Raw genomic sequence first — 16,599 nt, 5'->3', positions numbered from 1 at the left:
CGCGCCTACCAATCGAGCTCGGAGGCGGACACGGGGGAGGCGTTGACCTCGTCTGAGGCCAGGCGGCCGTCGCGAAGGCGCAGCACGCGGTCTGCCATCTTGGCGATGGCGGCGTTGTGCGTCACGATCACGAGGGTGCAGCCGTACTCGCGGTTCACGCGCTCCATGAGCTCGAGGACCTCCTTGGAGGTCTTGTAATCGAGCGCGCCCGTGGGCTCGTCGCAAAGGATGAGGCCCGGATTCTTGACGAGGGCGCGACCGATGGCGCAGCGCTGCTGCTGGCCACCGGAAACCTGGCGCGGGAACTTGTTGCGATGTTCCCAGAGGCCGAGCGAGCGCAGAAGGTCCTCCATGGGCAGCGGGTTCTTGGAGAGGTGCGCGGTGACCTCAATGTTCTCCCTGATCGTGAGGTCAGGCACGAGGTTATAGAACTGGAAGACGAAGCCCAGCTCGCGACGGCGGTACTCGCCGAGGTCCTTGCTCGAGAGGGTTGTGAGGTCGCATCCATCGACGGCGATGCTGCCGCCGTCTGCGTCTTCGAGGCCGCCGATAAGGTTCAGGAAGGTCGACTTGCCCGAGCCGGAGGGGCCGAGCATGACGCAAATCTCGCCCTTATTGACGGTCGTGGTGATGCCATCAAGGACTTGGACGCGGGCCTCGCCGTCGCCGTAGTGCTTCTTGAGCCCATTGACGACGAGGTAGGGGGTGTTGCCCTTCATGGGACGCTCCAATCGTTGCGCGCGAGGCTAACGGAGCGGTCAGTTGCGAGGGCAGAGTTAGCCATGGTGAAGTTATGTCGAGCTAACAATAACATGCGCGAATAGTTGGCTTTGGTTAATTTTGAGTTATGAGCAGGTATTTCTGTCTGTTGGGACCGACGAAAGGGCCTGAGAATCGAGGGAAGGACGAAGAATAAACGAAATGTATGCCCTACCCCCCCTGGGGGAGGGGTATACTAGCGCCAAGTTAACCGTGGCACACAGGTGACAAAGGTGACAAAGGGACAGTCCCTTTGTCACCTACGGCGGAAAAGTTGACAAAGGGACAGTCCCTTTGTCAACCACGGTGCGGGAGCGGCGATCCGGTCGCCGCCACATACGTAAGGGGTACGTATGAAACACGAGAAGTTCGAGGTGGGAGGCATGACCTGCGCGGCATGCCAGGTCCATGTGGATAAGGCTGTCCGCGGAGTCACCGGCGTGAGCGAGGTCACGGTGAACCTGCTCTCCGGTTCGATGATCGTCGACTATGACGAGGGCTCGGTCTCGGCGGAGGACATCTGCCGCGCCGTCGACCGCGCGGGATATAGCGCTGCGTCGGAGGATGCGGGGGCGAGCGCACCGTCCGGAGCTGGTGCAGCCACGCCCGCGTCGCGTGCTGCCCTCAAGAGCCCCACGGCGAAGCTCGAGGCCACGGCGGACGCCATGAAGTGTCGACTCGTCGTCTCGATCGTGTTCCTCGTCCCGCTCTTCTACCTGGGGATGGGACACATGCTCGGCTGGCCCGTGCCGGCAATCTTCGCAGACCACACGCACTCCATGACGCTCGCCCTGACGGAGCTCCTCCTGCTCATCCCCATCGTCTTCGAGAATCGCGCCTACTTCACCAACGGCTTCAAGAGCCTCTGGCACCGCGCCCCCACGATGGACGCCCTCATCGCCATTGGCGCCACGGCTAGCATCTGCTGGAGCCTTTACGCGATGTTCGTCATGGCGGACCAACTCGCCGCAGCGGACGTCCACGCTGCGATGATGACGGCGATGGACAACCTCTACCTCGAGAGCGCCGGCACGATCCTCACCCTCGTGACCGTGGGCAAGTACCTCGAGACGCGCAGCAAGGCCAAGACCGGCGGCGCCCTCGAGAAGCTCATCGACCTCGCCCCCAAGACGGCGCACGTGGTCGATGCGGATGGCACGGAGCGCGAGGTCGCCGCTGAGGCGCTGCAGCCCGGCGACGTTATCCGCGTGCGTCCCGGCGAGTCGCTCCCCGTCGACGGCGTTGTGGTTGACGGCGCGAGCGCGGTTGACGAGAGCGCCCTCACCGGCGAGTCGATTCCCGTCGAGAAGCGTGCGGGCGACGCAGTGAGCGCGGCGACCATCAACCGCACGGGCACGTTCACGTTCCGTGCCACGCGCGTGGGCGCGGACACGAGCCTCGCCAAGATCGTGCAGCTCGTGGAGGACGCGAACGCCACCAAGCCGCCCATCGCCCGCCTCGCGGACAAGGTCGCGGGCGTGTTCGTGCCCGCGGTTATCGGCATCGCCGTCGTGACGTTCGTCGTCTGGCTTGCGCTGAGCGGTAGCGTGACCGAGGCCATAACTTCCGCCGTTGCCGTGCTTGTCATCAGCTGTCCGTGCGCGCTGGGCCTGGCCACGCCCGTCGCCATCATGGTGGGTACCGGCCGCGGCGCGGAGATGGGCATCCTGTTTAAGAGCGCCGAGGCCCTCGAGGCTCTGCGTGGGGTCAACGTGGTGGTGCTCGACAAGACCGGTACGATCACCCAGGGCAAGCCCGCCGTGACCGACGTCATGCCCGAGGAGGGCGTCTCCGAGAAGGCTCTGCTCAAGCTTGCGGCGACACTTGAGGTGGGGTCGGAGCACCCGCTCGCAGAGGCCGTCATGGTGCTCGCGGGGGAGCGTGGGATCGTGCCTCGCGAGGCGAGCGACTTCGCCGCGGTCCCCGGCAAGGGCGTGACGGCCCGCGAGGGCGCGAATGCCGTCGCCGCGGGCAACGCGCGCCTCATGGCCGAGCTCGGCGTCGAGGTGGACGAGGCGCGTCTCGAGGCCTTCGCCCGCGAGGGTAAGACGCCGCTCATGTTCGCCAAGAACGGCAGGCTCGTGGGCACGATCGCCGTGGCGGACCAGGTGAAGCCCTCGAGTGCGAACGCCATCGCGGCGCTGCGTGGGCTAGGCGTGCGTGCCGTCATGCTGACGGGTGACAACCTCACGACGGCGCGCGCCATCGCCCGCGGCGTGGGCCTAGGCGAGGACGAGGTCATTGCCGAGGTTCTGCCCGCGGACAAGGAGCGTCACGTTCGCGAGCTGCAGGGGGCGGGCCACATCGTCGCCATGGTGGGCGACGGCATCAACGACTCCCCGGCGCTCGCTCGCGCCGACGTGGGGCTGGCCATCGGTGCTGGTGCGGATATCGCCAAGGAGGGCGCAGACGTCGTCCTCATGCACTCGGACCTGCTCGACGTGGCGCGCGCCATCGAGCTGTCGCGTGCGGTCATCCGCAACATCAAGCAGGACCTCTTCTGGGCGCTCTGTTATAACGCTTGTGGCATCCCGCTGGCGGCGGGCGTCTTCTATCCGCTCCTGGGCTGGCAGCTCTCGCCGATGTTCGGTGCCGCCGCGATGAGCCTCTCGAGCGTCTGCGTGGTCACCAACGCCCTCCGCCTCACGCGCTTCAAGGCGAGGGACTAAAACCTGAAAAAGGGACAGTCCCTTTTTCAGGTTTCAAGTTGACAAAGGGACTGTCCCTTTGTCAACTTTGTCAACTTCCTAAAGCGAGAGAGAGGAACGAACATGAGCTACACCGTGAAGACTAAGGGAATCATGTGCGGCCACTGCGAGGCCAAAGTCGAGAGCGCCCTGCTCAAGGTCGCTGGCGTGACCGACGCCGAGGCGGACCACGAGACCAACGTGGTCAAGGTCGAGTGCTCCGATGACGTCACCGCCGATGCTGTGAGGGCCGCGATCGAGGGTGCGAGCGACACCTACGAGGTGCTCGAGATCAGCGAGGACTAGCCGCTCGCATGCGTCCGCCGCGTGATGCGTGCGCCAAGCGTCCCGCTCCGGTGGCGCTGCGCGGGTGAGGCCGCAGGTTGCCCTCCGCCGCGCCGCTGACATGCCCCACACGAAAGGAGCCTGCCATGGTGGCAGACGAGAAGACGGTCCTGAACCTCCTCAAGACCGCGCGAGGCCAGCTCGACGCGGTGATCCGCATGGTGGAGGAAGACCGCTACTGTATCGACATCTCAAACCAGCTCATGGCCATCGAGAGCCTGGTCGCCAAGACCAACGCCACCGTGCTCAAGGCGCACATCGCAGGATGCGTGAGGAGCGCCTGCCACTGTGGCACCGATGCCGAGCGCGACGAGAAGCTCCTCGAGGTCGAGGACATCATCGACAAGCTGTCGAGGTAGGGGCGTCGGCCGTCGGGGAAGCCTGAGCGTCGTGGCCGCTGCCACTCCGTGCCCGCCGCGCCGGCGCCCGCCGCGGGCCCGCCATGCATCGACAGCCGCCCCGGACCCGCCGCGCCGGCGTGCGCCTCGGGCCCATTGCGCATTGATAGCCGCCCCGGGCCCGCCGCGCATTGATAGCCGCCCCGGGCCCGCCGCGCATTGACAGTCGCCCCGGGCCCGTCCCTCGGCATCTACCGTCCAAAAGCGAAAGGGCGCCCCGCTCGATGCGGGACGCCCTTCTCGTCTTGGTGCCGGGGTGCCGGGCTTGGCCGAGTCAGAGTCTCGCCTGGCGCCCCGCCGGAGTTGTTATCTGACGATGCCGCCGACGATCATCGTGACGAGGGAAACGACGATGGCGCCGAAGAACGCTGCGCCGAAGCCGTCGATGACGATGCCTGCGTGCGTGATGTTGCGCGAGAGGAAGCTCGCGAGCTCAAGCATGAGCGCGTTGATGACGAGCGCGAACAGGCCAAGGCTGAGGATGGTGAACGGCAGGCCGATGATCTTGAGCACCGGCTTGATGCTGGCGTTCACGATGGCGAGGAACAGCGCTGTGAAGAGGGGGCCCGCATAGGCACCGCCCACGACAGTGATGCCGGGGGTGAGCCAGATGGCCGCGCCCACGGCAATGGCGCTGACGAGCCAGGTTGCGATGAAGTCCATACGTACCTCCTTGGATGACGGGGGTAGTGTACCCGGCCGCCGCGCGCCGCCTTGGGACCGGGTTCTGAAAAACGTTTGATATCAAGGTCTCTCCATGAGTGCCTTAAACGCTTTAATGCGATAAAGTTGACGGCAGTCGATGAGCCGCAGCGTGCGAAGCGCTGTTGGGGAGTTCACGGAGGGCCCGCGCAAGGCGCCCTTCGGCTTGGTTGGGAGGAATGTCACATGGATGCCACCGAGATCATGGCGACGGAGCCCGCCCAGGAGCTCCTCTCGGTCTTAGCCGAGCTTTCCACGCCCGAGGAGGTCGAGGCCTTCCTGCTCGACCTGTGCACCCTGAAGGAAATCGCCGACCTATCCCAGCGCCTCGAGGTCGCGAGGTTGCTCGACTCCGGTGAGTCCTACCTCTCCGTCCAGCAGCGCACGGGCGCCTCATCGACGACGGTCAGCCGCGTCTCGAAGTGCCTGAATGGTCCTGCTGGCGGCTATCGGGCCGTTCTCGCCCGCGAGGGGGAGTAGCCCGGCGTTCGCCGCATGCGGCGCTGTGACCTGGCGGCTCCATCCCCCGTCCACATTGCCTTGGCCATGGGGGATAAGAAACCCTATCATAGGTATGCAGAAAGGTGGGCAACCTGCCTCTACGCGCCGCGCGCCGCGGGACAACCCTCCTGACATGTAGCCTACGAAGGGACACACCCTTGAATTTCCGTCGGACCATCGCTCGCGCGACCGCAGGCCTCGTCCTCGGCGCGACCGTTCTCACCGGCCTTCCCACCATCGCCCTCGCCGACACTCCGGCAGAGCTCCAGGCGAAGCTCGACCAGGCCAACTCCCACCTCAGCGGCCTCTATGATGAGGCTTCCCGCGTGAGCGAGGAGGTCAACAAGACCCAGGAGGATCTCGACGCCACTAACGCGGAGATCGAGCAGAAGACCGCCGAGCTCGCGCAGGCCCAGGACACCCTCTCCCGCCGCGTCGCCTCCAACTACAAGACCGGCGGCGTCTCGCTCGTTTCCATCCTGTTCGACTCCACGAGCTTCGAGGACATGGTCAATCGCATCACCTACGCGAGCAAGGTGAGCGACTCCGACGCCCAGATCATCCAGCAGGTCAAGGACATCCAGTCCGATCTCGACCAGAAGCGTACCGATCAGCAGCAGCTCCTTGATGACCTCAAGGCCCAGCAGGCCGAGCTCGATGCCAAGGTCACCGAGGCCCAGAACTATGTGAGCTCCCTCGACCAGCAGGTCCAGGACGCCCTCGAGGCCGAGCGCGCCGCCGCCGCAGCAGCGACCGAGGCCGCCCAGAGGGATGCCGAGCGCAATGCCGAGAACAACGGCGGCAACTACGTGCCCAACACCGGCAACCAGAACAGCAACAACAACAGCAATAACAACACCAACAACGGTGGCTCCAACTCCGGATCCGGCTCCGCGAGCGGCAGCCTCTCCGCCTCGCAGCGCAACGCCATCGTCTCCGCCGCGTGGAGCAAGGTCGGCTGCAGCTATGTCTACGGTGCCACTGGTCCGAACGCCTATGACTGTTCTGGCTTCGTGCAGTACTGCTACGCCCAGGCCGGCATCTCGCTGCCGCGTACCTCGTACGCCCAGGGTGCTTGTGGCACCACCACGTCCAACCCCCAGGCCGGCGACATCGTCTGCTGGGGTGGCCACGTGGGCATCTACATCGGCGGTGGCATGATGATCGACGCCGGCAACCCCAGTGTCGGCGTGAGCTATCGCTCGGTCTACGGTAGTCCCTGGTACCAGACGCTGTAGCGAGCTGGACCCGAGGGCTCGGGGCAAAATGTGTTCCGCAAGGGGCGTCGACGCAAGTCGATGCCCCTTTGTCTTGTCTTTGGCGTCAAAAGCCGGCCCGAAGGCAATTGATGGAGAGGTGGTCAAAATACCCATCTTGGCGTACGCCTCTTTGGTTCTGGGAGGCGTTTGGGGTCATGAATCGCGTGTATAAGGTGCTCTGAAGGGTGCTTCTGGAGCCCTTTGGATTCTCGTTGAACAAATCGCTCTCATTTGCCAAATGCTGCAACTAATCTACCTGCGGTTTCGCATCTTGGCAAAAACAAGGGGCGTTCAGGAGTATCGCAGGGAATTCGAAAGGCGTACGCCAAGATGGTGTTTTTGACCAACCTTTGAGACCTACGCCCGCCAATTGCGTCTCAGAGACGTCTGGTTTTGGGCCTTCTTAATCTGCGACCGAGAACCTATGCGCTGTGAGCTGAATCCTATACATGTTTGAACGAGGCTAATCATGGGTGCCACCGGGAAAAGCCGATCAGGTAAAAGAAACGGGACCCCGTGGGGTCCCGTTGGCCGTTCTTGTGGGATTGGGTCGTCTCGGCGGCGTTCGGGTGTGCAGGTCGCCACGGGCGAACGCCGCGTCCGCCCGAGTCCTATTTGCAGAGGCCCGCGCCAAGCGCCTCGAGTGCATCGAGGGCGCCGTCCGTGTCGTCAACGATGTCAGACAGGTGCTTGCTGTCGAGGAATCCGCTGATGAGGGCTCCAAGCTCCTGCCACACGGGGAGCGTGGGGCAGGTCTTGGTGCGAGGGCAGATCGTGCCGTTCGAGCAGTCGAGGCAGGAGACGGGCGCCAGAGAACTGCCCTCCGCCACGCGGATGATCTCTCCCAGCGTGTAATCCTCGGGCTTACGGGCGAGACGGTAGCCGCCGCCCTTGCCACGCTGGCTTACAACGAACTTCGCCTTATGCAGCGACGCCATGACCTGCTCGAGGTACTTGCGAGAGATGCCCTGGCGTCGCGATATGTCGCCGAGGGAGACCCATCCGGCCTCGCCCTGAGCGGCGGCGAGGTCTGCCATGACGCGGAGGGCGTAGCGACCCTTGGTGGAGATTCCGGAAGCCATGGCTACTCCTCGTCTCCGCGCGCATCGGCGGAGAGGGGGTTGCCGTGCTCGTCCGTGCCGTCCTCGGTGGAGGCTGCCTCGCCGAGCTTATCGGGGTGGCCGAGCATCTCGTCGAGCGTACGCCAGGCGAGCTCGGCGCACTTCACGCGCGCGGGCATGTGGGAGATGCTCTCGAGCTCGGCGGCCTCGTCAAGCTCTTCGAGGACGGAGGCGTCCGTCTCCTCGCCGCGGATCATGCGGCCGAAGAGGTGGCAGAGCTCGCGTGCGTGCTCAGGCGTCTCGCCAACCATAAGATCGCTCATCATGTCGGCGGAGCCCTGGGAGACGGCGCAGCCGCTGCCCGTCCAGGAGACCTCGGCGATCTTGCCGTCGTCGCCGAGGCGGACGTCGAGGACGAGGTCGTCACCGCAGCTGGGGTTGATGCCCTCGTGGCTGTAGGTGGCGTCCTCCATCTTGTACTTGTAGTCAGGATTGCTCACGTGGTCCATGAGCGCGCGGCTGTAGACGTTAGCCATTGAAGACCCCCCAGACGAAGTCGAGGCCCTCGACGAGGCGGTCGACGTCTGTCTTGTCGTTGTAGAAGCCCACGGAGGCGCGGCAGCAGCTCTCGATGCCCATCCAGGTGAGGAGGGGCTGGGCGCAGTGGTGGCCGGCGCGGATGGCGATGTTCTTGGTGTCGAGCAGGCTCGAGACGTCGTGCGGGTGGATGCCGTCGACCATGAAGGAGACCGCGCCGATGTGGGCGCGCGGGTCATCCGGGCCGACGATCTTGATGTAGGGGAGAGCCTGGAGCTTCTCGCACAGGTAGGCGGCAAGCTCGCGCTCGCGCTCCTCGAGCTCGGTGCGACCGTGCTCGAGGATGTAGTCGATGGCGACACCGGTGGCGTAGATGCCCGCGGCGTCCTGGGTGCCGGCCTCGAACTTCTCCGGGATGGGCGCCCAGACGGCACCGTCCTCGGTCACGGAGTCGATCATCTCGCCGCCGGTGAGGAACGGTGGGAGGGACTCGAGCAGCTCGCGGTGGGCCCAGAGGCCGCCGATGCCCATCGGGCCGCCGAGCTTGTGGGCGGAGAAGGCGAAGGCGTCGACGCCGAGCTCCTTCACGTCGACGAGGACGTGCGGCAGCGACTGGGCGCCGTCGGCGATGACGATGGCTCCCTGGGCGTGGCCGGCGTCGGCGATGGCGCGGATGGGGTTCTCGACGCCCAGCACGTTGGAGACGTGCGTGACGGAGACGATCTTGGTCTTCGGGCCAATCTTGGAGGCGATCTCCTCGGGGCCGATGACGCCCTGGTCGTCCGGGCGCAGGAAGACGAGCTTGGCGCCGGAGGCGCGGCAGACCTGCTGCCAGGGGATGAGGTTGGAGTGGTGCTCCATGATGGAGATGCAGACCTCGTCGCCCTCGTGCAGGACGGTGGGGCCGAGGGTCTTGGCGATGAGGTTGAGCGACTCGCTGGCGTTGCGAGTGAAGATGACCTCCGCTGGGTCATCGGCGCCCACGAAGGCCGCGACCTTGGCGCGGGCCTGGTCGATGGCCGCCGTCGCGTCGACGGAGAGCTTGTAGAGGCCGCGGAGTGGGTTGGCGTTCATCGTCTCGTAGAAGCTGCGCTCCGCGTCGAGCACGGCAGCCGGGCGCTGTGCGGTGGCGGCGGAGTCGAGGAACACGAGCTCGGGGTTGTTGGCAAGCAGGGGGAAGTCCGCCTTGAAGGGGCTCGCCTGGATGTCGGTCACGTTTGCCATGGTTAGGCCTCCTCGATCATGTCACGAATCTCTGCTGCCGTCTGGGCACCGAGCGCACGCTCGGCCCAGGAGATGACGGCTGCGGGAGCGTCGCCAGGAAGGGCGATCGCGGCGTCGTCGACGATGGCGCGGCGGAAGAGACCCTCCGCCTCGTCCTCGGTAAGGCCACGGTCGCTCAGGTAGGCGAGCTGCTCGGGGCTCACGGTGCCGATGGCGGCGCCGTGGGAGCCCTCGACGTCGTCCTCGTCGCACAGGATGGTGGGGAGCGTCTTGTTCACGACGTCGTCGCCGCAGACGAGGACGGTCTCCTGCTCGGAGGCCTTGGCTCCCTTGCAGCCGTTGACGAGGTCGATCGTGGCACGCAGGGCCTTCTTGGCGTCATCCGAGAGGACGCCCGTCATGTCGAGGTTCGCGCGTGCCTTGACGCCCCTCACGGGAACGGTGTAGGCGAGGTCGAGCTTCTCTCCCGCGCCCGCGAGGTAGCGAAGCGAGAGGTCGAGGCGGGAGCGGTCTCCGGCAAGGTCGATCGTGGAACCGAGGGCGGTGGTCGCGGCGCCGATCACGTACTGGCGGACGGCGACCTCCGCGCGGTCATCGGCGACGATGCCAAGGCTGTCGATATACTGCTCGCCTGTGGTGGCGGCGACGAGGAGCGTCACGTGGACGTGGCTGCCCTGCTCCGCGTGGATGCGCAGGGCGTGGCCACTCGTGACGGGGGCGTCGCCGCGCTCGACGGGGGTGTCGCCCTCGCGTGCGGCAGCTTCGTTGTCCTCGGCGTGGGCGCGCTCGTCGCGGGCCTTGGGCGCGGCACCGAGGCCGTCTGCGGCTACGACGTCTACGAACGCCTCGGCGCCGGGGCGCACGAAGACGCTCGTCTGCGCGACGCTGCCGAGCGAGGTGTCGACCTTGACAGAGATGCGCTCGCCGGTGGTGTCGGCGGGCACGACGATGGTGCGGCGGTCGGTTGCGGAGGCGTCGAGCCACTGGGTCGCCTCGGCGCCGGCGCCGCAGGTGATGCGGCGGGCGGCGGCGGGGACCTCCGCCATGGGGTCTGCGGCGGGCGGCTCGGGAACGACGAGGGTGGTGTCGTTCGTCTTGAGCCAGTTCCAGGTCTGGGCGGGCGTGAGGCCAACGCCGGTGAGGGTGTGCGCCATCTAACCAATCGCCCCTTCCATCTCGAGCTTGATAAGGTTGTTCATCTCGACGGCGTACTCGAGCGGCAGCTCCTTCGAGACTGGGTCGGCAAAGCCGTTGACGACCATCGTGCGAGCCTCCTGCTCGGAGCAGCCGCGGCTCATGAGGTACATGATCGTGTCGTCAGAGATGCGGCCGATCGTGGCCTCGTGGCCGACGTTCGCGGAGGCGCAGCGGACGTCCATCGCGGGGATGGTGTCAGAGCGGCTGATGTCATCGAGCATGAGCGAGCTGCAGCTCACGGAGGCGCGGGCGCGCTCGGCCTTCTTCGTCACCACGACGGAGCTGCGGAAGGTCGAGATGCCGCCGCCCTTGGAGAGCGACTTGGTGTCGACCGAGGCACGCGTGTCGGGCGCGGCGAGGGTCACCTTGCAGCCCGTGTCGAGGTTCTGCGTGGCACCGGCGAAGGTGATGCCGGTGAACTCGCAGCTCGCGCGCGGCCCCACGAGCAGCGAGCTGGGGTAGAGGTAGGAGACGTGGCTGCCGAACGAGCCGGAGACCCACTCGACCTTGCCGTCCTCCTCCACGCGCACGCGCTTCGTGTTGAGGTTGTACATGTTCTTGGACCAGTTCTCGATCGTGGAGTAGCGCAGGCGCGCGCCCTTGCCCACGAAGAGCTCCACGGCACCTGCGTGGAGGTTGGCCACGTTGTACTTAGGCGCGGAGCAGCCCTCAATAAAGTGCAGGTCAGCGCCGGGCTCAACGATGATGAGGGTGTGCTCGAACTGGCCGGCTCCCGCGGCGTTCAGGCGGAAGTAGCTCTGGAGCGGGAAGTCGAGCTTCACGCCGGCGGGCACGTAGACGAACGAGCCGCCGCTCCAGACGGCATAGTGGAGCGCCGCGAACTTGTGGTCCGTCATGGGGATGAGGGTACCGAAGTGCTCGCGGATCATGTCCTCATAGCCGGAGTGCATGGCGTCCTCCACCGTGGTGTAGACCACGCCGGACTTTGCCACCTCGTCCTTCATGTTGTGATAGACGATCTCCGAGTCATACTGGGCGCCCACGCCGGCGAGGCTCGTGCGCTCCGCCTCGGGAATGCCGAGGCGCTCGAAGGTGTCCTTGATGTCGTCCGGGACTTCGTCCCAGGAGTCGGCCTGCTTGGAGCCGCTCGCGACGTAGGTAGAGATGGTGCTCATGTCGAGGCCGCCGATGGCCGGGCCCCAGTTCTTGGGCATCTCCATGCGCTCGTAGGTCTCGAGGGCCTTGAGGCGCATCTGGAGCATCCACTCGGGCTCGTCCTTCTTGCGGCTGATCTCCTCGACGATGTCGCCGGAGAGGCCGTCGGCGAAGCGCTCGTAGCCGGTCTCGGGCTTCACGAAGTCATACATGCTGCGGTCGACGTCGGCGACCTCGGCGCGCTTGCGCTCGGGGGCGGCCCCGGGAACGGAGCCGGTCTCGGTGACGTCGACGGGGGCCACGGGGGCCTTGTCCTCGGTCAACATGCGCTACGCCTCCGCCTGCTCGACGGCGGCCTCTTTGGCCTCGTAGCTCTCGAAGCCGTTGGCGTCGATCTGGGCGATGAGGTCCGGGCCGCCCTCGGCGACGAGGTGGCCCTTCACCATGACGTGGGTGCGGTCGACTTCGACGCGCTCGAGGATGCGCGTGTTGTGCGTGATGATGAGGAGGGCGCCGTCGCACTGCTCGCGGTAGGCGGTGATGCCGCGCGAGACGACGGAGAGGGCGTCGACGTCGAGACCGGAGTCCGTCTCGTCGAGGATGGCGAGCTTGGGCTGCAGGAGCAGCAGCTGGAGCATCTCGACCTTCTTCTTCTCGCCACCGGAGAAGCCCACGTTGAGCTCGCGGGTGAGGTAGGAGGAGTCCATGTCGAGCTCGTCGCAGAGCTCGCCGACGCGGCGGCGGAACTGCTTGGCCGTCATCTTGAGCTCGGGGCGCTTCTGGCAGATGGTGCGAAGGAAACTGTACAGGGGCACGCCCGGAATCTCGACCGGTGCCTGGTAGGAGAGGAAGAGGCCTGCGAGCGAGCGCTTGTCGGGCGAGAGGTCCGTGATGTTCTCGCCGGCGAACTCGATCGTGCCGGAGGTGGTGCGGTAGGTGGGGTCGCCCATGATGACGTGGCCGAGGGTCGACTTGCCGGCGCCGTTCGGTCCCATGAGGACGTGGCACTCGCCGGCGTTAACCGCGAGGTTAACGCCGTGGAGGATGGGCTTGTCGTCCGCGCTCGCGCTCACGCCACGGATGTTAAGGAGGTGTTCCATTTGATTTCCTAACCTTGCCTGTCAAAACAGCCTCAGAGATAATACCCCATAGAAAGTGGGATTAGCACCTATTCGCCTGAAAATACCGGCGATGTGGAGGGTTATCTTTGAAAACGAGGCTGCGGCATCTTCGTAGAGGGGACCCTGCTTCTTCGCAGTGCGATTGCCGCACTTCCGGACGGGGTCGCCGCGCGTGGAGCAGCCGCGCTTCCGGACGGGGTCACCGTGCGTGGTGCCGTCACGTGCGTGGTGCCGCCACATTTCCGAGATGGGACTATTGCATGGATAGATGGACCAAGTTTGGCAAGGCGATCGGCTCGCACATGTCGTTCATCGCGCCTACGTGCGTGATTCTTGGCGTGCTGTTTCCCGGGGTGTTTGGCCTGGCCAAGCCTGCGGTCCCCGCGATGTTCGCGCTCCTGACGTTCCAGGGGTCTCTGAACAACGACTTCAAGAGCGTGGCCGTGCAGTTCCGCCACCCCAAGGACGTGCTGTGCATCCTCGGCGTGAGCATGATCGCGATGCCCGTCGTGGCGCATCTCATCGCGAGTTTGCTGTTCAGCGGAAACCCCAACCTCGTGACTGGCGTCACGCTCGAGTATTGCGTGCCCGTTGGTGTGGTGTGCTTCATGTGGTGCGGCATGTATGAAGGCGACCTCTCGCTGGCGCTCGCGTCGATCCTCGTCTCCACCGTGCTCTCGCCCGTGAGCATTCCCTTCACGCTCAAGCTGCTGCTGGGGGCGGACGTCCAGGTTGACGTGCCGCAGATGATGAGCAACATGGCGTTCATGATCGCATTGCCTGCCATCGCCGGCATGCTCGTGAACAACGTGACCTATGGCTGGGGCCACAAGAAGCTGTCACCCGCCCTGTCTCCCGCCGTGAAGGTGCTGCTCATGATCATCATCGCGAGCAACTCCTCACAGATGAGCGACCAGGTGCGTCACCTCACGCCGGAACTCGTGGAGGTCGCGGCCTTCATCCTCGTCTTCGCTGCGTGCGGCTTCGCGCTGGGTATCGGGCTGGCGCTGGTGCGCAAGAGGCCCACTTCGAGGCTTGTGACCTCGTGCTTTTGCGTGGGCATCCGCAACATCTCCGCCGGCGCCGTAATCGCGGCGCAGTTCTTCCCGGGCGAGGTCGTCTTCCCGGTCATGATGGGCACCCTCTTCCAGCAGGCCCTCGCCGGCATCTACGGCTCCCTCATGGAGCGCAAGCTCCTCAAAAGTTGACAAAGGGACAGTCCCTTTGTCAACTTTTCAACCTGAAACCTGCAAAAGGGACTGTCCCTTTTGCAGGTTTTTCGTAGCAGGTTAGAGGCTGTCTCTCCATAATGCGAGCACAAAATGTATCGAAATACGTGGTCAAGTCATACCGTTCACGGATGAGTGGCTACCGTTTGCCGTTCGCGTAAAAATAAGTACCGCTCGCAAAGTTCTCGACTATCGAGATTCGCTTGCAACAATTCGCGCCTATTGTGCACTCGACAAGGCACGCCGCGAGCCCCGGGAGGGGGCTTCCGCCGCCCACGACGCGCAAGAATCCAAAGAGGGAGAAACCATGGTCTTCGACTTCACTGGCAAGACCGCGATTGTGACCGGTGGCACCCAGGGCATCGGCTACGAGATCGCGAAGGGCATCGTAGAGGGCGGCGGCCACGTCATCCTGATCGCCCGCAGCAAGGACAAGGGAGAGGCTGCCGTCGCCAAGCTCGGCGAGGGCAACTACTTCTATCAGCTCGACGTCTCCGACACGCCCAAGGCTCGCGAGACCGTTGAGAAGATCTTCGCCGAGGTGCCGGGCGTCAACACGCTCATCAACTGCGCCGGCGTCATCTCCACCAAGAAGTTCGACGAGATCGACGATGCTGAGTGGACCCGTACGATCAACATCAACCTCAACGGTGTCTTCACGATGATGTCCGCGGTCTACCCGCACTTCAAGGCCGCTCACGCCGGCACCATCGTCAACGTCTCCTCCGTCGCCGGCAAGATTGGTGGTGGCCTTCTCGGCACCGCGGCCTATGCCAGCTCCAAGGCCGGCGTCAACGGCCTCACCAAGGCGGTCGCCAAGGAGGGCGGCAAGTTCGGCATCCGCTGCAACGCCGTCTGCCCGTCGCTCACCCTCACCGACATGACCTCGATCCTCTCCGACGAGAACTCCCAGCGCATCATCGCCGGCATTCCTCTGGGCCGCGCCGCCCAGGCCAGCGAGCCCGCGCAGATGGTCCTGTTCTTCGCCTCTGACGCCGCGAGCTTCGTCAACGGCGAGATCGGCGACTGCGACGGCGGCATCGTCCTCGACGGGTAATTCCCGCAACGCGCGCGATTGCGTTCGTAAAGCGCGCGGTGCCGGATAGCTCCCGGCCCGCGCGCTCCGTTTTTTCTCGAGTCTCGAAAGCGAGTTTTTCCAATGAGTGATTCCACTGCTGTGGTGGAGGAGAAGAAGCCCTTCTTCAAGATGTCCTCCATCCCCGGCGCCACGATCCTGGTGCCGCTTCTGTTGGGCTGTCTGCTCAACACGCTGTTCCCCGAGATGTTCAAGACGCTCGGCAGCTTCACGCTGGGCATGACGCAGAATGGCGTCAGCCCGCTCGTTGGCGCGTTCCTCCTCATCGTGGGCACCACGATCTCGTTCAAGAGCGCTCCTGCCGCCGCCGCTCGCGGTGCGATCATCATCATCGCCAAGCAGGTAGTCGTCATCGCCGTGGCGCTGATCGTCCTGTTCACGGGCAACAACTTCCTCGGCCTGTCCGCGATGGTCATCCTTGCGGCCTGCACCGGCGCCAACAACGCCATGTACGCCGGCCTGATGGGTTCGATGGGTAACGAGGCGGAGCGTGGCGCCGTCGCCATCACGACGCTCGTCGTGGGCCCGCCCGTCACGATGATCGTTCTGGGCGCCGCCGGCCAGGCTTCCATCGGCTGGTCCCTCGTGGGCGCTATCCTGCCTATCGTCGTGGGCATCATCCTCGGCAACGTCTTCCCGAGCTTCAAGAAGATGATGGCTCCCGCACTGACCGGCGTCATCGTCCTGACGTTCTTCGCCATGGGCAGCACCATGACGTTTGGCCAGCTCGTCGCTGGTGGCCTGCCTGGCATCCTGCTTGGCGTCCTGTGCTCCGTCGTCTTCGCCATCCCCGCCGTCTTCATCGACCGTCTGACGGGTGGTACCGGTGTCGCCGGTGCCGCGATCTCGAGCTGCGCTGGTGCCAACGTCGCCACGCCTGCCGCCATGGCCGCGACCGACGAGGCCCTCTATGGCGGAGACGTCCTTGCCGTTGCCACCGCCCAGGTCGCCGCGTGCGCCATCGTGACCGCCATCCTGACGCCGATCGTCACCAGCTGGTGCTACAAGCACTTCAACGCCGAGAAGGCCGAGAAGGCCGCCGATGCCGGTGCAGCCGCGTAAGGTTGCCGCCGCGTAAGGGTAGCGCTCGCTTTTAGTGCGCGAGAGTCGAGAGGTCGCCGTATCCCCAGGGATGCGGCGGCCTCTCTCGTCTCGCGGCTCGACGTGGGCGGCTCGCGTGCGGTGGGGCGGCCGGCAAAAGTTGACAAAGGGACTGTCCCTTTGTCAACTCCCTTTGTCAGCCCCCGCGGGGCGGGCGTTGTCAATCCCCGAACATGGCGTGGGAGAGGGATGAAGCGTGCCGACGGCCGAAAGGGTGTCCGGAACGTGCGCTATCCTCAGAGTCGTGAAATCTTGGCGAGAGACTA

At 65.1% G+C, this 16,599-nt stretch carries 16 protein-coding genes; 8 read left to right on the top strand and 8 right to left on the bottom strand.

Features of this window, described 5'->3' with window-relative positions:
* Positions 1-5 precede the first annotated feature (5 nt).
* Positions 6-719, bottom strand: a complete 714-nt coding sequence (locus ABCN07_RS04150) for an ABC transporter ATP-binding protein (protein ID WP_343005500.1) — start codon at positions 717-719, stop codon at positions 6-8.
* Between the two features lie 393 nt (positions 720-1,112).
* Between ABCN07_RS04150 and ABCN07_RS04145 the strand changes: the two genes are divergently transcribed.
* From ABCN07_RS04145 to ABCN07_RS04135, 3 genes are all read left to right on the top strand, one after another.
* The gene (locus ABCN07_RS04145; RefSeq protein WP_343005499.1) at positions 1,113-3,428 is read left to right on the top strand and encodes a heavy metal translocating P-type ATPase; all 2,316 of its coding nucleotides are present in this window, start codon (positions 1,113-1,115) and stop codon (positions 3,426-3,428) included.
* A 102-nt stretch (positions 3,429-3,530) separates the two neighbouring features.
* Positions 3,531-3,752, top strand: a complete 222-nt coding sequence (locus ABCN07_RS04140; RefSeq protein WP_343005498.1) for a heavy metal-associated domain-containing protein — start codon at positions 3,531-3,533, stop codon at positions 3,750-3,752.
* Between the two features lie 125 nt (positions 3,753-3,877).
* On the top strand, positions 3,878-4,150 hold the full coding sequence (locus tag ABCN07_RS04135; protein ID WP_343005496.1) for a metal-sensing transcriptional repressor: 273 nt from the start codon (positions 3,878-3,880) through the stop codon (positions 4,148-4,150).
* Between the two features lie 345 nt (positions 4,151-4,495).
* Here ABCN07_RS04135 and ABCN07_RS04130 read toward each other — a convergent pair whose 3' ends face one another.
* Positions 4,496-4,852 carry a phage holin family protein gene (locus ABCN07_RS04130; RefSeq protein WP_343005495.1) on the bottom strand — a complete coding sequence of 119 codons (357 nt, stop codon included), beginning with the start codon at positions 4,850-4,852 and terminating at the stop codon, positions 4,496-4,498.
* Between the two features lie 243 nt (positions 4,853-5,095).
* Between ABCN07_RS04130 and ABCN07_RS04125 the strand changes: the two genes are divergently transcribed.
* Together ABCN07_RS04125 and ABCN07_RS04120 are read left to right on the top strand one after the other, a co-directional pair.
* Positions 5,096-5,371 (top strand): YerC/YecD family TrpR-related protein, encoded by a 276-nt coding sequence (locus ABCN07_RS04125; protein ID WP_293815842.1) that lies wholly within the window; start codon positions 5,096-5,098, stop codon positions 5,369-5,371.
* Positions 5,372-5,550: 179 nt separating this feature from the next.
* Positions 5,551-6,630, top strand: a complete 1,080-nt coding sequence (locus ABCN07_RS04120) for an NlpC/P60 family protein (RefSeq protein WP_343005494.1) — start codon at positions 5,551-5,553, stop codon at positions 6,628-6,630.
* A gap of 632 nt (positions 6,631-7,262) precedes the next feature.
* Here ABCN07_RS04120 and ABCN07_RS04115 read toward each other — a convergent pair.
* From ABCN07_RS04115 to sufC, 6 genes are all read right to left on the bottom strand, one after another.
* A complete protein-coding gene (locus tag ABCN07_RS04115; RefSeq protein WP_293815805.1) occupies positions 7,263-7,733 on the bottom strand; it encodes an RrF2 family transcriptional regulator in 471 nt (156 codons plus the stop codon).
* Between the two features lie 2 nt (positions 7,734-7,735).
* A complete protein-coding gene (gene sufU, locus ABCN07_RS04110) occupies positions 7,736-8,248 on the bottom strand; it encodes a Fe-S cluster assembly sulfur transfer protein SufU (RefSeq protein ID WP_343005493.1) in 513 nt (170 codons plus the stop codon).
* Positions 8,241-9,473 carry a SufS family cysteine desulfurase gene (locus tag ABCN07_RS04105; RefSeq protein WP_343005492.1) on the bottom strand — a complete coding sequence of 411 codons (1,233 nt, stop codon included), beginning with the start codon at positions 9,471-9,473 and terminating at the stop codon, positions 8,241-8,243. The genes sufU and ABCN07_RS04105 overlap by 8 nt, the downstream gene beginning before the upstream one ends.
* Before the next feature lie 2 nt (positions 9,474-9,475).
* On the bottom strand, positions 9,476-10,627 hold the full coding sequence (locus tag ABCN07_RS04100; protein ID WP_343005491.1) for a SufD family Fe-S cluster assembly protein: 1,152 nt from the start codon (positions 10,625-10,627) through the stop codon (positions 9,476-9,478).
* Positions 10,628-11,998 (bottom strand): Fe-S cluster assembly protein SufB, encoded by a 1,371-nt coding sequence (gene sufB, locus ABCN07_RS04095; RefSeq protein WP_343005580.1) that lies wholly within the window; start codon positions 11,996-11,998, stop codon positions 10,628-10,630.
* A 117-nt stretch (positions 11,999-12,115) separates the two neighbouring features.
* Complete coding sequence (gene sufC / locus ABCN07_RS04090; protein WP_343005490.1) at positions 12,116-12,886, bottom strand: Fe-S cluster assembly ATPase SufC; 771 nt, start codon at positions 12,884-12,886, stop codon at positions 12,116-12,118.
* 281 nt (positions 12,887-13,167) lie between these two features.
* Between sufC and ABCN07_RS04085 the strand changes: the two genes are divergently transcribed.
* From ABCN07_RS04085 to ABCN07_RS04075, 3 genes are all read left to right on the top strand, one after another.
* Positions 13,168-14,115: a bile acid:sodium symporter family protein gene (locus ABCN07_RS04085; protein WP_343005489.1), complete on the top strand. Its 948-nt coding sequence runs from the start codon at positions 13,168-13,170 to the stop codon at positions 14,113-14,115.
* Positions 14,116-14,443: 328 nt separating this feature from the next.
* Positions 14,444-15,193: an SDR family NAD(P)-dependent oxidoreductase gene (locus ABCN07_RS04080; protein WP_343005487.1), complete on the top strand. Its 750-nt coding sequence runs from the start codon at positions 14,444-14,446 to the stop codon at positions 15,191-15,193.
* 102 nt (positions 15,194-15,295) lie between these two features.
* Positions 15,296-16,294: a 2-keto-3-deoxygluconate permease gene (locus tag ABCN07_RS04075; RefSeq protein WP_343005486.1), complete on the top strand. Its 999-nt coding sequence runs from the start codon at positions 15,296-15,298 to the stop codon at positions 16,292-16,294.
* Positions 16,295-16,599 lie beyond the last annotated feature (305 nt).

Source organism: Collinsella sp. 1033st1_E11_1033SCRN_220408 (assembly GCF_039062465.1).
Classification (GTDB): domain Bacteria; phylum Actinomycetota; class Coriobacteriia; order Coriobacteriales; family Atopobiaceae; genus Parolsenella.
The sequence above is the reverse complement of the archived record's forward strand: the minus strand, read 5'-3'. Positions and strand labels throughout refer to the sequence as shown.

Bases quoted from the DNA above. Each gene is read 5' to 3' on its own strand.
- sufB (WP_343005580.1), bottom strand. From the start codon at position 11,998: ATGTATGACTTCGTGAAGCCCGAGACCGGCTACGAGCGCTTCGCCGAC.
- ABCN07_RS04075 (WP_343005486.1), top strand. From the start codon at position 15,296: ATGAGTGATTCCACTGCTGTGGTGGAGGAGAAGAAGCCCTTCTTCAAG.
- ABCN07_RS04135 (WP_343005496.1), top strand. From the start codon at position 3,878: ATGGTGGCAGACGAGAAGACGGTCCTGAACCTCCTCAAGACCGCGCGA.
- ABCN07_RS04130 (WP_343005495.1), bottom strand. From the start codon at position 4,852: ATGGACTTCATCGCAACCTGGCTCGTCAGCGCCATTGCCGTGGGCGCG.
- ABCN07_RS04100 (WP_343005491.1), bottom strand. From the start codon at position 10,627: ATGGCGCACACCCTCACCGGCGTTGGCCTCACGCCCGCCCAGACCTGG.
- ABCN07_RS04085 (WP_343005489.1), top strand. From the start codon at position 13,168: ATGGATAGATGGACCAAGTTTGGCAAGGCGATCGGCTCGCACATGTCG.
- ABCN07_RS04080 (WP_343005487.1), top strand. From the start codon at position 14,444: ATGGTCTTCGACTTCACTGGCAAGACCGCGATTGTGACCGGTGGCACC.
- ABCN07_RS04145 (WP_343005499.1), top strand. From the start codon at position 1,113: ATGAAACACGAGAAGTTCGAGGTGGGAGGCATGACCTGCGCGGCATGC.
- sufU (WP_343005493.1), bottom strand. From the start codon at position 8,248: ATGGCTAACGTCTACAGCCGCGCGCTCATGGACCACGTGAGCAATCCT.
- sufC (WP_343005490.1), bottom strand. From the start codon at position 12,886: ATGGAACACCTCCTTAACATCCGTGGCGTGAGCGCGAGCGCGGACGAC.
- ABCN07_RS04150 (WP_343005500.1), bottom strand. From the start codon at position 719: ATGAAGGGCAACACCCCCTACCTCGTCGTCAATGGGCTCAAGAAGCAC.
- ABCN07_RS04115 (WP_293815805.1), bottom strand. From the start codon at position 7,733: ATGGCTTCCGGAATCTCCACCAAGGGTCGCTACGCCCTCCGCGTCATG.
- ABCN07_RS04125 (WP_293815842.1), top strand. From the start codon at position 5,096: ATGGCGACGGAGCCCGCCCAGGAGCTCCTCTCGGTCTTAGCCGAGCTT.
- ABCN07_RS04140 (WP_343005498.1), top strand. From the start codon at position 3,531: ATGAGCTACACCGTGAAGACTAAGGGAATCATGTGCGGCCACTGCGAG.
- ABCN07_RS04105 (WP_343005492.1), bottom strand. From the start codon at position 9,473: ATGGCAAACGTGACCGACATCCAGGCGAGCCCCTTCAAGGCGGACTTC.